The 13745-nt window shown below is 44.1% G+C and carries 14 protein-coding genes and 1 riboswitch; of the genes, 5 read left to right on the forward strand and 9 right to left on the reverse strand.

Translation table 11 applies throughout. The features are described from left to right. Positions 1-91: 91 nt before the first annotated feature. Complete coding sequence (locus tag AC0VYE_RS17575) at positions 92-358, reverse strand: CD3324 family protein (protein ID WP_054024760.1); 267 nt, start codon at positions 356-358, stop codon at positions 92-94. A 612-nt stretch (positions 359-970) separates the two neighbouring features. Between AC0VYE_RS17575 and AC0VYE_RS17580 the strand changes: the two genes are divergently transcribed. After that, entirely contained in the window at positions 971-1480 is a 510-nt protein-coding gene (locus tag AC0VYE_RS17580; protein ID WP_076265935.1) for a C40 family peptidase, read from the forward strand. Between the two features lie 71 nt (positions 1481-1551). On the opposite strand, the gene AC0VYE_RS17585 is transcribed toward AC0VYE_RS17580, so the two are convergent. Next, positions 1552-2334 carry a Cof-type HAD-IIB family hydrolase gene (locus AC0VYE_RS17585; RefSeq protein WP_475442414.1) on the reverse strand — a complete coding sequence of 261 codons (783 nt, stop codon included), beginning with the start codon at positions 2332-2334 and terminating at the stop codon, positions 1552-1554. A gap of 120 nt (positions 2335-2454) precedes the next feature. After that, a complete protein-coding gene (locus tag AC0VYE_RS17590; RefSeq protein WP_475442415.1) occupies positions 2455-3189 on the reverse strand; it encodes an RNA polymerase sigma factor in 735 nt (244 codons plus the stop codon). 180 nt (positions 3190-3369) lie between these two features. On the opposite strand from AC0VYE_RS17590, the gene AC0VYE_RS17595 reads away from it, so the two are divergent. Then, complete coding sequence (locus AC0VYE_RS17595) at positions 3370-3954, forward strand: ATP-dependent Clp protease proteolytic subunit (RefSeq protein ID WP_339209390.1); 585 nt, start codon at positions 3370-3372, stop codon at positions 3952-3954. Here AC0VYE_RS17595 and AC0VYE_RS17600 read toward each other — a convergent pair. Together AC0VYE_RS17600 and AC0VYE_RS17605 are read right to left on the reverse strand one after the other, a co-directional pair. After that, positions 3947-4843, reverse strand: a complete 897-nt coding sequence (locus tag AC0VYE_RS17600) for an NAD(P)/FAD-dependent oxidoreductase (RefSeq protein ID WP_475442416.1) — start codon at positions 4841-4843, stop codon at positions 3947-3949. The two genes, AC0VYE_RS17595 and AC0VYE_RS17600, sit on opposite strands and share 8 nt — an antisense overlap. A gap of 173 nt (positions 4844-5016) precedes the next feature. Beyond that, entirely contained in the window at positions 5017-5958 is a 942-nt protein-coding gene (locus tag AC0VYE_RS17605) for an EamA family transporter (protein ID WP_430059076.1), read from the reverse strand. Positions 5959-6031: 73 nt separating this feature from the next. Further along, a riboswitch (purine riboswitch) is annotated at positions 6032-6141 on the reverse strand. Positions 6142-6317: 176 nt separating this feature from the next. Here AC0VYE_RS17605 and AC0VYE_RS17610 point away from each other — a divergent pair. After that, on the forward strand, positions 6318-8372 hold the full coding sequence (locus AC0VYE_RS17610) for a molybdopterin-containing oxidoreductase family protein (RefSeq protein WP_475442417.1): 2055 nt from the start codon (positions 6318-6320) through the stop codon (positions 8370-8372). A gap of 70 nt (positions 8373-8442) precedes the next feature. Here the strand turns inward: AC0VYE_RS17610 and AC0VYE_RS17615 are convergent, their stop codons facing one another. The 3 genes from AC0VYE_RS17615 to aroC are packed head-to-tail and all read right to left on the reverse strand — an operon-like array spanning position 8443 to position 11162. Next, on the reverse strand, positions 8443-9057 hold the full coding sequence (locus AC0VYE_RS17615; RefSeq protein WP_475442418.1) for an NAD(P)-dependent oxidoreductase: 615 nt from the start codon (positions 9055-9057) through the stop codon (positions 8443-8445). 35 nt (positions 9058-9092) lie between these two features. Then, a complete protein-coding gene (locus AC0VYE_RS17620; RefSeq protein ID WP_475442419.1) occupies positions 9093-10061 on the reverse strand; it encodes a 2-hydroxyacid dehydrogenase in 969 nt (322 codons plus the stop codon). 45 nt (positions 10062-10106) lie between these two features. Further along, positions 10107-11162, reverse strand: a complete 1056-nt coding sequence (gene aroC / locus AC0VYE_RS17625) for a chorismate synthase (RefSeq protein WP_076265927.1) — start codon at positions 11160-11162, stop codon at positions 10107-10109. Between the two features lie 116 nt (positions 11163-11278). Between aroC and AC0VYE_RS17630 the strand changes: the two genes are divergently transcribed. Next, a complete protein-coding gene (locus AC0VYE_RS17630; protein WP_475442420.1) occupies positions 11279-12157 on the forward strand; it encodes a LysR family transcriptional regulator in 879 nt (292 codons plus the stop codon). A 55-nt stretch (positions 12158-12212) separates the two neighbouring features. Here the strand turns inward: AC0VYE_RS17630 and AC0VYE_RS17635 are convergent, their stop codons facing one another. Beyond that, complete coding sequence (locus AC0VYE_RS17635) at positions 12213-13238, reverse strand: NADH:flavin oxidoreductase/NADH oxidase (RefSeq protein WP_475442421.1); 1026 nt, start codon at positions 13236-13238, stop codon at positions 12213-12215. 162 nt (positions 13239-13400) lie between these two features. Between AC0VYE_RS17635 and AC0VYE_RS17640 the strand changes: the two genes are divergently transcribed. Then, positions 13401-13739, forward strand: a complete 339-nt coding sequence (locus AC0VYE_RS17640) for a winged helix-turn-helix transcriptional regulator (RefSeq protein WP_076265924.1) — start codon at positions 13401-13403, stop codon at positions 13737-13739. The last annotated feature ends 6 nt before the right edge of the window (positions 13740-13745 follow it).

The following is a 13745-nucleotide window of genomic DNA, read 5'->3' on the forward strand; positions in this document are numbered from 1 at the left end:
TCTTAGTTTTGTCAATCCTACTTTTTTCTCAATATTGACAACAAAAAAAGCAGATGCTCGCGGCAATCTGCTTTTTTTCAATATGTTTTCATTATCGTGATTTAACAATGATCTTACGAATGCTTTCGCACGATAAATGATATTTCCGCTCTAGATCAGCAACAGTCCAACCATTCGAATAATACAGGTAAATTTCTTTGTTTCGTTCGGCAAGCAGTTTCCGAGTGCCGCTTACCTCACCCCAATGCGCACGTTTCTCCGCAAGCTTAGGCACATAGATCAAATCACCTTGAATGTATTTTTGCAGCTCTTGCAATAGACTAGGGGGAAGCACGTCTCTCCCATTTTTGTAGTTCACAATAAATGTCCTCCTCGAACAAGCTAATCTTTTTAGAATTGTTTGCAGCAGTAGTGTTAATCAACATTTTTTGCTTCCTCCTTTCGATTTTTGGTAACGCTGAGTTTTTGTTGCAAGCAATAAAAGCCATGGATGTTATTCCCTCCACTTGAACTTCTTTCTTGTTGCACTTTCTTATTATATTGTAAGCATTTTCAGATGACAAGAAATGTTTAACAATAATTCCATTAATAATGGTTAGAACATTTTTAAAAGTAAAAAGGAGACCTTGCGGTCTCCTTCTAATGAGCGATCTCCGTTAAACGGAGATCACCTCCAGGTTGTTAATCAAATCGATCAGCTCCTTTCCTCAAGATTCGTCGGCCCGACTTCATCAGTATATATCCTGTATCCAGCTTGGCGATAGAGTAAAAACACTTATAAATGAACTTTACCAAATGGACAGCTGTCAAGTGAGAAAAAGTGAGTATTTTATCATCACTTTTTAATAAAGTTGTTTTTATTCAGCAGCAGCAAGGGTTTGCTTCCTCATAGGTAATTAGTGGGCATTTAATCTATGTTATGGTATTTCTAGCTCAACACACAGACTACCTAATTTCAAGGAGGAACATCATGAATAACACAAAGAACAAAAAGATTAGTAGACTTATCGCAGGTATTGGAATCAGCTTATCTATTGCCATTGCCAGCGTACCTGTCATAGCGCCTCAAGAAGCAAACGCAGCAACGGTATCAAGTACGTCCAAAGCAAACAGCATCACTGCAACTGGAAAAAAATATTTGGGCGTGCCTTATAAATTTGGTGCAAAATCAGGGATTACTAGCGCGTTTGACTGCTCGTCTTTCACGCAGTACGTATTTAAGAAAAATGGCATTAGTCTGCCAAGGTCTTCTAAGCAGCAAGCGAAATCTGGCACTTATGTTTCTAAAAAAAATCTTAAAGCAGGCGATCTTGTTTTCTCTGACACGAATCGTGATGGCATCATCAATCACGTAAGCATATATATTGGTAACGATAAACTCCTTCACACTTACAGAGTTGGAGTAGGCGTTACGATCTCCAAATTCTCAGGCAGCACATGGGACAAGCGTTATGTAACTGCTAGACGCGTAATTAAATAGAACGATAAAAGGCAGATCTCTTTCTAAGAGATCTGCCTATTTTTATTTTTCGCATCGAAAGCTTGCTTCCGTTATTCTTTTAATAAACCAAGCATGCGCAGGCCATACATGATGCCATCCTCCGTTACATCCTTCGTGACATAACGAGCGGCTTGCTTCACCTCATCGGGTGCATTGCCCATCGCAACGCTGTGATAGACATATTGCATCATTTCCAGATCGTTTAAACCGTCGCCAAATGCATAAATATTTTCACGGTCGAAACCGGATCGTTCAACAAGAGCATGAATTCCTTTTGCCTTTGAGCCACCAGGAGGTAAAATGTCACTGCCAAATAAATGCCAACGAATGAAGCCAAGCTCAGAAAAATTTTCCTTGTAGCAGCCCTCATCCTCTTGCTTGCAATAAAGCAGGCACTGATAAATATCTTTTCCTACATAATAATCAGGCTCCATAGGCGGCAGCTTCTTTTTTAACGGTTCGTGGGCATCCTCTAAATAAGCGGTTTCATGTGTGCTGGAGCGCATACCTTCCGGTGTCATATAGACTAAAGGATGATTATTATTTAGAGTAATTTGTGTAAGCTCTGCAAGCCGGTCAGGATCAATCGAATGGCTATACACAACTTCTCCATTGTACACCACGTAAGAGCCATTAAAGCTAACATAGGATTCTATGTTTAATTGTTCGCTAATGGGCTTCAGCATAAAGGGCCCTCTTCCCGTCGCGATAACGATCTCATGGCCAGCTGCTTTCAATTGCTCAATCGCTTGCTGCGTAGATGGCGGTATTTTCTTCTCGTGATCAACCAAGGTACCGTCAATATCAAAAAAAATAAGCTTGCGAGTCATCATTGTTTGCCTCAATCCTTCATATACTATTCCTCTATTATAGCTTATTTCATAAAATTCTGCGTGGAGCAGCACACAGCAAATAAACCGACGCCTGCTGGCATCGGTTTATTTGGTTATTGCTTATGCAGCCATTTGCACATTCACTGGGCTTGCAGCAAACAGATGTGCTCCACTTCTTGAGGCTTTGCGTTTATTATTCTGTGCGATACCTACAAGGATTGGCGCTTCAGAAATATCCCGCTTCGCAAGCTCAACTAAAAGAGCAACATCCCCCGTCTGATAAGCAACTGCCATCGCTCTTAGGAAGCTTCGCAAATACTCATCATCAGGTAAAATAACGGCCTCTGCCTTCAGTTCCCGCTTGACTGCTTGCAAGGCTTCACGCGCGCGGTAATGGGCAGCCTTTATTGCACCAGACGTCGTATTTAGCCGCTCGGCGGTTTCTTCGATTGAAAAATGTAGCACATCGCGCAATAGAAACACGGTTCGTTGTAAAGGTGACAGATGTTGTATGAGCGCGTACATCGCTTCTTCATGGTCAAGACTGCTTGAATAAGCTGCTATATCCAATGGCTTCGCTTGCTGGATGAGAAGTTGATATTGATTTTTTCTTCTTCGCTGATCAATCCATGTATTTTTGGCGATGCGCAGCAGTAAAGCTTCCGGATTATTGTGATTTGAATCAACTGCTGCACGCAGCCCTTTTAGCCATGTATCCTGCACTAAATCCTCTGCATCCCATTTTGATTTTGTTAGAAACAAACAATATCGCTCAAGTGTTTTTTGAAGCTGATCAAGGTCAGTCTCCGTGCTTTTTACTACTGTATGGGGTAAAGATTCCAGTTCATTCATCATTATACCTCCTCGGCTTTTTCCTCTCTCCATCTCGTCAAATAGGAGAACATCCTTACTAAAGTAAACGAATGAGATAAGAAAAAAGATACGCTTTTCTCAAAAATTTTTCCCGTATCCTTTTTTAATTGTTATTCGTTTACTAATCGAAACCAAACAACATCCATTTGGAGGTAAAATACGATGAGTAATTATGTACCTTATGTAGTCGAGCAATCCAGCCGCGGTGAAAGATCTTACGATATTTATTCGCGCTTACTGAAGGATCGTATCATTTTTTTGGGCTCTGCAATAGATGATGTAGTCGCTAACAGCATCGTTGCTCAATTATTATTCCTTACCGCAGAGGATTCTGAGAAAGAAATCTCGATGTACATTAACAGCCCAGGCGGCTCCACTTCTGCCGGATTCGCCATTCTTGACACGATGCAATTTGTGAAAGCACCAGTACACACGATCTGCACGGGATTCGCTGCTTCTTTTGCTGCTATACTTCTGCTTGCTGGCGAGAAGGGTCATCGTGCTGCGCTGCCTAATAGCGAGATTATGATTCATCAACCCCATGGCGGTGTCCAAGGGCAAGCCAGTGACATTGCGATAAGTGCAAATCGGATTTTGAATATACGCTCTAAATTGAACCGGATTAGTGCAGAAAGAACAGGACAGCCTATAGAGAAAATCGAAAAGGATATGGATCGTGATTATTTTATGTCATCGGAAGAGGCATTGGAATATGGAATTATCGACAAGGTCATTACCTCTATGTAGATAATAAGCTCTTATGAATCCATATTGCCGCTTGGCTGCCATCCCCCATTGCTATGGTTAACATTTCAGAATGCGCAGTTACGTCTCCAGCGGCCCAAATGTCTTCGACACTTGTAAGCTTTGTACGCGGGTCAACGACAATATGATTGTTCTCCATAACCTCTACTCCAAGCTGCTTGGCAATGGAGGAACAAACCTCATTACCGCCAAATGCAACAAAACAGCGCTGACGATAAATAGATGATCCATCCGCAAGGATTATCCCTATAAATTGTTCGCGCTCAATCAGAACGGTTTGAATAGCCTGTTCAATATAGGGGATTCTTTTTTGGTCTAGCTTGAGGCGTAACTCTTCATTAATTGGTGTGAGCTCATGATTAACATAAATGAGCTCCTCCGTCCAATGCGTAAGTGTTAGTGCCATTTGCGCTCCGGCATTTCCAGCGCCGAGTACAAGCGTCGGCTGATCTCGTACTTCGTATCCATCGCAGTCTGGGCATACGTATACGCTCGTTCCCAAACATGGAATAAGCATCTCCAAATTCGGAAGCCGATCCTTCACACCTGTCGCAATAAGCAGCTTCTTACCATGATAAGTTTTCATATCCGAAGTTTTCAGAAGAAAAGCCTCATTTAATCTTTCCGCCTGTACAACTTCAGCTTGTATGAAAGTGACTCCAAGCTGCTCTGCTTGCTTTCTCCCTGCAAGGCGAAGCTCCGCCCCGCTAATGCCATCAGGAAAACCGATCAAATTATGATAGCTTCTGCATACCGAAGATCTTCCATTACCGGAATCGATAACGGCAACTTGATGACGATATCTTCCTAATTGTATGGCAGCCTGTAATCCTGCAATGCCGCCGCCTACAATTACACAATCATAGATCATCAAATGCCTCCCAGTAATAGGATTAGTGTACACAACATCAGTTGATTATATATTATTTATAATTGGCTCTCCACTTATACGAAGGAATAAGGATACGGCTAGAAATAGTCTCTATTTCAAAAGAAGCCAGCTGCTCTAATTCAGGGCAGCTGGCTTCTTTTTCATATATGTGATTATTGCACGCTCAATCTTCTTCGCTTCATTTTGATGACTTCTGGAAGCGCAATACCTATGAGTACAACGATGACACCAGCCCATTGCAAGGCGCTGACATGTTCATTCAGAACGAAGGATGAAAGCAAAACAGCGACCGGAAGCTCCGACGCACCCAAAATCCCTGCCATCCCTTCTCCGACATGCGGCACACCGATTGCAAATAGCACGGGTGGAATAAACGCACCGAACATGCCAAGCAAGAAACCGTAAAGCATCAAATCTCCAAAAATGAGTCCATTAAACAAAAAGGTTGGAGGGAATAAAATAAATACAAGTACCATGCCCCCGGTAATCATCCATGCGCTTCGATAAGCAGGATGTACAGAAGGAACTGCTTTTCCGCTAAAGAGAATAAATAGTGAATAACTAACTGCAGATAACAGGCCGAGTATAACTCCCATTATATTGAACTGTCCTGTGCCCTGCTCGATGATGCCTGCTGCAAGCAAAGTACCGCCGAATAAGATGGCAATTGTAAAAAACATAATGCCGTTTGGACGTTTCCGCTGTCCTACCGCTTGAATTAATACACCAATCCAAGTGAACTGAAATAGCAATATAATCGCAAGCGATGCTGGGATGTAGCGAAGAGATTGGTAATACAATAAACCTGTAATAGCGGTTGGAGTTCCAGCGGCCATTAGAATGAAACGTTGTTTCCATGTCATGCTGCTCGTGCGAATAGATGTATTAGCCTTACTTTGATTAGTTGAGCTCTGGCTGCGCTTCTCACGCCATTTCATAATGAAAGTGAGTATCCAAGCGAGCAAAAAACCTGTTAACAATTGACTGCCTACAACTTCACCAAGCTCATAGCCGCGGCCATAAGCAAGCACAACAATAGTGGACAAAATGCCATAGCTTGCAGCACCTAGAAAAACCGAAAAAATATACTTCATCTGTGTGAATCCCCCTCATGAAAATTTGGAAATTTGCGCATAAAAAAATCCCAACTGCGAATATAGGATCAATGATGATTGATCTCATATTCGTAGTTGGGAAGTAAGGCTTCCCGTAGAAACCCTCACCCTGTTCAAGCTGTAACTCCGTGAGGTTATACGAATTATTTAGTTGTGGAATACGTCTTAAGCACATTGAATATTACATGACAAGTAAAGTGCTGTCAATAGATAATAAACTGGAAGTTCGGAAAACAGGCGATTTGCACATCACTTTTTGCATCTTGCTCCCTACGCTGCATGCGATTATGCTATGATAATACGACGTGAATATGGCTGTTATATGGAGTGAGATAGATATGAGCAAATCAGTAATAAATGGTACTGTAAAATCGGTTTGCCCTTTTGATTGCCCGGATACTTGTGGTCTGAGCGTCACCTTCGAGGAAGGCAAAATAACGAAAGTAACAGGTGATGCAGAGCACCCGGTAACCCGCGGAGCAATTTGCAATAAGGTAAGACAATTAAATGATCGCGTGTATCATCCTGAAAGACTGCTCTACCCTCTTCGCCGTGTAGGTCCCAAAGGCGAGCATTCATTCGAACGCATATCTTGGGAAGAAGCCTATGAGGAAATTACCTCACAGATGAAAGGGATTATTTCCGAGCATGGAGCGAGTGCCATATTGCCTTATAGTTTTTATGGCAATATGGGTGTTTTGAATGCAGAAGGAATGGATCGACGGTTCTTTCATCGACTCGGCGCAAGTCAATTGGACCGCGCAATATGCAACGCTGCTGGATCAACAGGTTATGCTTATACGATGGGCGCTTCCAGAGGCATTGATCCCGAAGAAACGATACATACGAAGCTGTTTCTTATATGGGGCTGCAATCTGGTATCAACAAATATGCACCAAACGATGTTGGCAACGGAAGCACGGAAAAACGGAGCAAAGGTTATTCATATTGATGTGCATCGCAATCGTACCTCTACTTGGGCGGATCAGTTCATTCATTTGCGTCCGGGAACGGATGCAGCGCTCGCTCTTGGCATGATGCATGTCATCATCCGTGATGGGCTGACTGATCAAGCTTTTCTCGAGCAGTTCACGCTCGGTTTCGAGGATCTCGCGAAGCAAGCTGCTGAATATACGCCTGAACGAGTGGAAGCTATTACGGGCGTACCGGCAGCGGAGGTCGAGGAGCTTAGCAGGCTGTATGGAACGACCACTCCCTCTTTTATCCGCATTGGCAACGGACTTCAGCACCATGATAATGGTGGAATGATCGTGCGAACAATTTCATGCTTGCCTGCATTGACTGGGCAATGGGATGTTCTTGGTGGCGGTGCAATGAAAGGCAACAGCTGGTATTCGCGGCTCAATGGTGAGAAAATTGAGCGCCCCGATTTAATGCCTGATCCGGATGTCCGCACGATCAGCATGAATCAGCTCGGAGATGCTCTTCTAGATGCCGCTCCTCCAGTAAAGATGCTGTTTGTGTATAACAGCAATCCAGCAGTCGTAGCGCCTGACCAGAACCGAGTGCGCGAGGGATTGGCTCGTGAGGACTTATTTACGGTTACACATGATTTGTTCTTAACAGACACCTGCAAGTATTCGGACATTGTATTGCCTGCAACTTCTCATTTTGAAAATTTGGATTTATACACTTCCTACTGGCATCTGTATTTGCAGCTTCACCAGCCGATTATGGAACCGATGGGTGAATGCAAATCAAACTTTACGCTCTTTAAGGAGCTTGCGCTTAAACTTGACTTTGAGCCTCATCTATTTGACATTTCTGAGCAGCAAATGATAAGCGAGGCGCTGGATAGCGAGAATAATCCACTTCTTAAAGGCATTACTTTTGAGGCGCTGCAAGCTAATACGTGGATGAAGGCTGGCGGTAATGAGCTTCCTTCCTATACCTCGATGATTCCGACTCCTTCCGGTAAAATCGAGCTTTATTCGGAGAAAATGCTTATGAACGGCTTGTCTCCAATACCCAATCATACGCCGCTTAGAGAGCCGGAGACGTATCCTTTTTGGCTGACGACTGGCCCGAATCACAGCTTCATTAACTCGACCTTCGCTAACCAAGAAAAACTGCAAAAGCTTGAGAAGGAGCCTCTCCTTCATATGCATGCGGATGACGCAGAAGCACTTGGGCTCCTTAACGGTGAACGTGTAAAGATACGCAATGACCGTGGTGAACTGGAGATGACGCTGCGCGTTGGTCAAGATGTACTGCCAGGCGTACTCGTCACGCAAGGCTTATGGTGGGAAGACAAGAAAAAAGGCCATCAAGCCGTGAATACACTGACGCCGCAGCGGCTCGCAGATATGGGCGGCGGTGCCACATTTTTCTCAAATCGCGTTGAAGTTTTGAAAGCTGATGCAGCTCAATAATAGATAACCAAAAACACCTGAGTCCCTATGAAAAGTAGGAACTCAGGTGTTTTTACCTTTTTGCCTATGATTAATAGCTAATCCCAACACGTTCTCGCACATAAGCACCGTTAAAATATTCCGAAACAGCGAATTCAGCCGTATCTGCAAAAGAAATCGATGCACCTCCAGAGGGCAGGATCTCCTTTCGCACACGATAATCGCCTCGCAGATCCTCTTGAACGAGCCTTGTGGGACAGACGATGGTCCAGTCCAAATCAGTGTTAGCGAGTGCCCTATGAGCCTGCTCATGCTCTTTGGCCGCATCATGGTTTAAACGTCTGTTTTCACTGGATTGGTATCTAAGCAGCTCTGGCTGCAGCTCACTCTGCAAGATGCCCGCTGTACCAATCGTAACGATTCTTTTCACTCGGTAATGCTGCATTGCGGCAATCAAATTTGTGATGCCGCTGACAAGCGTTCCGTTGCCTTCCGTATTTAACGCACAAATGACTCCGCTCGCATCAACCATGGCTTCAAAAACATCATGCTGATTACGTACATCTCCGAGGTAGCTCTCATCGATCATTTGCTCAGGCAGTCTTACAAATCGCTTGAATGGAACGTTCCTATCTTCAAGATAACTCGCAATAAATTGACCGGTCTTGCCTGTAGCTCCGAGAAGTAATAACTTTGAAGCTGTCATGATATGTACCCCTCTTATTAAAAACGTTTATCCTGTTAAAGCAGCTCGTCAACGATGTTTGGAGGGACTTGTCCAGTTAACGCGTTTACTATGTTTTGAGCCGCTAGCATAGCCATATCAAACCTTGTATCCGAAGTGGCAGAGCCGATATGAGGCAAGGTTAATACATTAGCCATCGTCAGAAAAGGATGATCCGCTTCAATCGGTTCTTTTTCGAAAACATCAAGGCCAGCAGCTGAAATCGTACCCTGCTCGAGAGCTTCAATCAAAGCTTGCTCATCCACCGTTTGCCCTCTCGATATATTAATGAAAATCGCTGATGACTTCATTAATTTAAACTCTTCTGCTCCAATTAGCTTAACCGTCTCTGGTGTCAGAGGTGCAAGCAATAATACAAAATCTGAATAGGCAAGCAGATCATTTAATTCAAAATAACGAACGCCTAGCTTCTCTTCCGCTTCTGGCTTGCGGCTGCGATTATAATAAACGACATCCATGTCAAACCCGAACCTAGCGCGACGGGCAACCGCCTCACCAATTCTCCCCATTCCAATAATGCCAAGCTTAGCGTGGTGGACATCTTTACCGAACAGCTTGACACCATCGCCTGTCTTCCATTTGCCATCCTTAACGTATCGATCCAGCTCTGCAACACGCCTGGCTGTTCCCAGAATGAGTGCGAGTGCAAGATCCGCTACAGTGTCATTCAGGACATGCGGCGTGTTCGTTCCAACTATCCCTCTTATACGCATTGCTTCAACATCAAAATGATTATAGCCGACGCTTATGCTGCTTACGACTTTCAAATGCGGCGCATGGTCAATTAATTCAGCATCAATTTTTGCTCCTGCCGTTAATAAACCATGTGCACTCGCCATCTTCAGAAGCAGCTGCTGACGGGTCATGGGTGTTTTCTCTTCCCATTTGTCTATTATACAGTGCTCTGCTATAAACGCCTCTACTTCAGCGGGGATCTGTCGATCAATGAAAACAGTTGGTTTCATTAGCAATCTCCTCTCAGCATTTGTCATTTATAAGCATAGCACAGTTTATCCATTCATTGCTGCTTGGCGCTTGATTAGATCTTCAATAACGATACATGCCATCGCTTCTACAACGGGAATAATACGAGGACAGATACACGGGTCATGTCTGCCAATGGTCTCGATCATCTTCTCTTGACCGTGGATATCAATCGTATGCTGCGGCAAAGAGATGGATGAAGTGGGCTTAACCGCTATACGAAAAACAATTTCTTCACCCGTGCTGATGCCGCCGACAATTCCGCCTGCGTTATTGCTTAAAAACCCGTTTTTGCTCATAGCATCATTATGCTCGCTACCGAGCATCTCAGCAGCAGCAAAACCAGCCCCAAACTCAATGCCTTTAACAGCCCCGATGGATAGCATTGCTTTCGCAAGCTCAGCGTCCAGCTTATCAAATACTGGCTCGCCAATCCCAGGTAAAACGCCTCTTACTCTGCATTCCACGATACCGCCGCAGCTGTCTCCAATAGCCGCTAAATGCTCGATTTTCTCGATCATACGAACCGCTGCTTCCGGGTCACATGCTCTTACTGCATTTTTTTCAATCTCATCCTCGACGTACGTTTCGCATTTAATACCGCCTATTTCCTTGGTGTAAGCAACAACACTTATTCCTCGGTTCTCTAACAGCTTGCGGGCAACCGCTCCGCCAGCAACACGGCCTGCAGTTTCTCTTCCCGAGGCCCTCCCGCTTCCGCGGTGATCACGCAAGCCGTATTTTTTCAAATACGTATAGTCGGCATGTCCTGGACGAAAGGAATTTTGTATATCATTATAGGCTTCAGGCTTCATATCTGTATTATGCAGCATAATGAAAAGTGGCGTTCCCGTAGTTTTCCCTTCAAACATGCCAGACATAATACGAATGACATCATATTCTTTGCGCGGGGTAGTTACAGAGGATTGACCGGGCTTTCTTCGATCCATTTGTGTTTGAATATATTTCTCATCCAGCTCGACCCCAGGTGTCACGCCATCTACAATGACGCCAACGGCTTCCCCGTGTGATTCTCCGAATGTCGTAATTTTAAAGCTTTCCCCATATGTGCTTCCTGCCATTATGTTTACCTCCCGATTGAATGCTTTGACGCATTCGTTATTTGTCTATTATAATTTTGAATATGAAATAAATGAAATCGGAATTTTTGAATGATGTCATAGAGAGGAATTATATCATGCTAATGAATATGGAATGGTATCGCATTTTTCTCCATACCGCCAAATTAGGTAATTTGACAAAAGCAGCACAAGAGCTGCATATTACACAGCCTTCTGTCAGCTATGCAATTAAGCAATTGGAAGCGCAGCTTGAAGTGAAACTGTTTGATCGATTGTCCAAAGGAGTAAAGCTTACTCCGGAAGGATTGGAGGTTCTCGCTTATGTAGAGAAATCGTTTACGATACTGCAAGCAGGTGAAACCCAGTTACAAGCGCTCAAAAACCTTACGGCAGGCGAGCTGCGCATTGGGGCTAGCGGACCTGTAATCAAGCATTTGCTGCTGCCGCTGCTCGATACGTTTCATGCGGAGCATCCCGATGTACGCATTCGGCTTTCTCAAGGAAAAACATCGGATATACGGGACCGATTGTTAGATGGTCAAATCGATATTGGTCTTGTTCACCTGCCCCTCTCTGATCATGAACTTGTCGTTTCACATCTAACGGAGATTCAGGACTGCTTTGTTGTTGGAGAAGCGTATCGCCATTTAGTCGATACCCCCTTCTCGGCTCAAGCCTTAGCACAATTGCCGCTCTTGCTGCTCTCTGAAGCGAGCAGTACGCGATTGTTTATTGAGCAGTGGTTTGCTTCGCAAGGCATAACGCCAGATGCGGATATGGAGCTGTCCAGCATGGATATGCTGATTGAAATGGCTATTCGCGGTTATGGGGCAGCATTTGTTACACAATCCTTTATCGATCAGGAGCTTGAGAATAAGAAACTATTTCGGCTTCATACAATAGAACCCATTCCATTACGTTCTGTAGGTTTTGCCACTAGGCGCAATTCTTCTCTTCCCATCATCGCAAACCGGTTTATTGCGTTGCTTGAATAACAAGAAGAGCCTCTCGGCGTCCAAGAGGCTCTTCTTATTATTGGCATGATTATGATCAGTATGCCCTTTCATATTGCTTTGCTGGCAATGCCTCACCTTTTACAGCCTGAATTGCATGTAATGCCCAATAAGGATCACGAAGCATACCGCGAGCAACAGCTACTAAATCTGCATCTTCACTCGCAATCGTCGCTTCAGCCAGCTGTGGATCCTCCAGCTTGCCGACGGCAATGACAGGTACCTGCAGCGCTTCTTTCAGAGCACGTGCCAAAGGCACCTGATATCCAGGATAGTTGCCCGGGCGCCGTACTCCGACTGGACCTTCCCCGCCGCTGGATACATGAAACACATCAACTCCAGCATCTCTGTAGCGTTTGCTGAACTCGATGCTATGGTTCAAATCATAACCACCATCCATATATTCAATGGCAGAGATTCGCATGATGAGCGGCATGTCTGCTGGCATTACGCTTTTCACCGCTTGAACGACCTCTACCCCAAATTTAGCCAAATCCTGACCGTACTCATCCTCACGGGTATTAATGCCAGGAGACTGGAATTGATGCACCAAATAACCATGAGCACCATGTATTTCAATTGTGTCTACACCCGCTTCTACTGCTCTTCTAGCTGCTTCTTTAAATTGATTCACAATAACTTTTATTTCTTCCACAGAAAGTGGTTTAGGTGTTTTATAGTTTGGTCCTGCTGGGATGGCAGATGGACCAACGGGCTGCTCAGCGTCCTCTGCTTTACGCCCAGCATGGGCGATTTGAATGCCTATTTTCGAACCATGTTTGTGCACTTCTGAAATAATGCGTCTGAAAGCTGGAATATGCTCATCTGACCAAAGCCCTAAATCATGATCTGTAATGCGACCATCTGGATCAACATCGGTCATCTCCATTAGGATAAGACCCGTACCGCCTATCGCACGTGAAACATAATGAACATAATGCCATTCATTAGGTATCCCGTCCTTCGCGTCTACAGAGTATTGACACATAGGTGCCATTACAATTCTATTTTTAAGCTTAAGACTTTTGAGTTCAAATGGTGTATCTAAATGTTTAAACGTCATGATCTATGCACCTCTTCGTTAATTAGAGTGGGTAGTTATTACTCTATTTTTACCACAGTTAGTATAAAAGCGAAAGTAGTGAACTTTTTTTCATATAGTTTCCCTAAAGTTACTTTTGTACTATACTTGAAGAAATGGAGTTAAATTAGTTGAGGTGATCTGATGGATGAACGTGAACAGCTCGTTCTAGAGCGAGGTACTTATGGTATTCCTTGCGTTATAGGTAAAGTACTAGACATTATCGGTACGAAGTGGACCTTTCTCATTATTCGTGACCTGCTGGTCGAAGAAACGATGCGCTTTAGTGAATTGTTGAAATCACTCGAAGGCATCAGTCCGAAGACACTTTCCCTTCGGTTGAAGGAGCTTGAAGACCAAGGCATCGTTAGTCGAACCATTTATGCTGAGGTCCCCCCAAGAGTAGAATACACCATTACTGAAAAAGGTAAACGATTGGAACCCATCTTTATTGAGCTTAAGCGATTTGGACTCACTTTATAATGATCA

The organism is Pristimantibacillus sp. Z349TD_6, assembly GCF_056173205.1.

Coding starts and splice junctions, on each gene's coding strand:
- aroC (WP_076265927.1), bottom strand. CDS start 11,162: ATGGCAGGAAGCACATATGGGGAAAGCTTTAAAATTACGACATTCGGA.
- AC0VYE_RS17640 (WP_076265924.1), top strand. CDS start 13,401: ATGGATGAACGTGAACAGCTCGTTCTAGAGCGAGGTACTTATGGTATT.
- AC0VYE_RS17615 (WP_475442418.1), bottom strand. CDS start 9,057: ATGACAGCTTCAAAGTTATTACTTCTCGGAGCTACAGGCAAGACCGGT.
- AC0VYE_RS17635 (WP_475442421.1), bottom strand. CDS start 13,238: ATGACGTTTAAACATTTAGATACACCATTTGAACTCAAAAGTCTTAAG.
- AC0VYE_RS17630 (WP_475442420.1), top strand. CDS start 11,279: ATGCTAATGAATATGGAATGGTATCGCATTTTTCTCCATACCGCCAAA.
- AC0VYE_RS17610 (WP_475442417.1), top strand. CDS start 6,318: ATGAGCAAATCAGTAATAAATGGTACTGTAAAATCGGTTTGCCCTTTT.
- AC0VYE_RS17580 (WP_076265935.1), top strand. CDS start 971: ATGAATAACACAAAGAACAAAAAGATTAGTAGACTTATCGCAGGTATT.
- AC0VYE_RS17620 (WP_475442419.1), bottom strand. CDS start 10,061: ATGAAACCAACTGTTTTCATTGATCGACAGATCCCCGCTGAAGTAGAG.
- AC0VYE_RS17585 (WP_475442414.1), bottom strand. CDS start 2,334: ATGATGACTCGCAAGCTTATTTTTTTTGATATTGACGGTACCTTGGTT.
- AC0VYE_RS17605 (WP_430059076.1), bottom strand. CDS start 5,958: ATGAAGTATATTTTTTCGGTTTTTCTAGGTGCTGCAAGCTATGGCATT.
- AC0VYE_RS17590 (WP_475442415.1), bottom strand. CDS start 3,189: ATGATGAATGAACTGGAATCTTTACCCCATACAGTAGTAAAAAGCACG.
- AC0VYE_RS17600 (WP_475442416.1), bottom strand. CDS start 4,843: ATGATCTATGATTGTGTAATTGTAGGCGGCGGCATTGCAGGATTACAG.
- AC0VYE_RS17595 (WP_339209390.1), top strand. CDS start 3,370: ATGAGTAATTATGTACCTTATGTAGTCGAGCAATCCAGCCGCGGTGAA.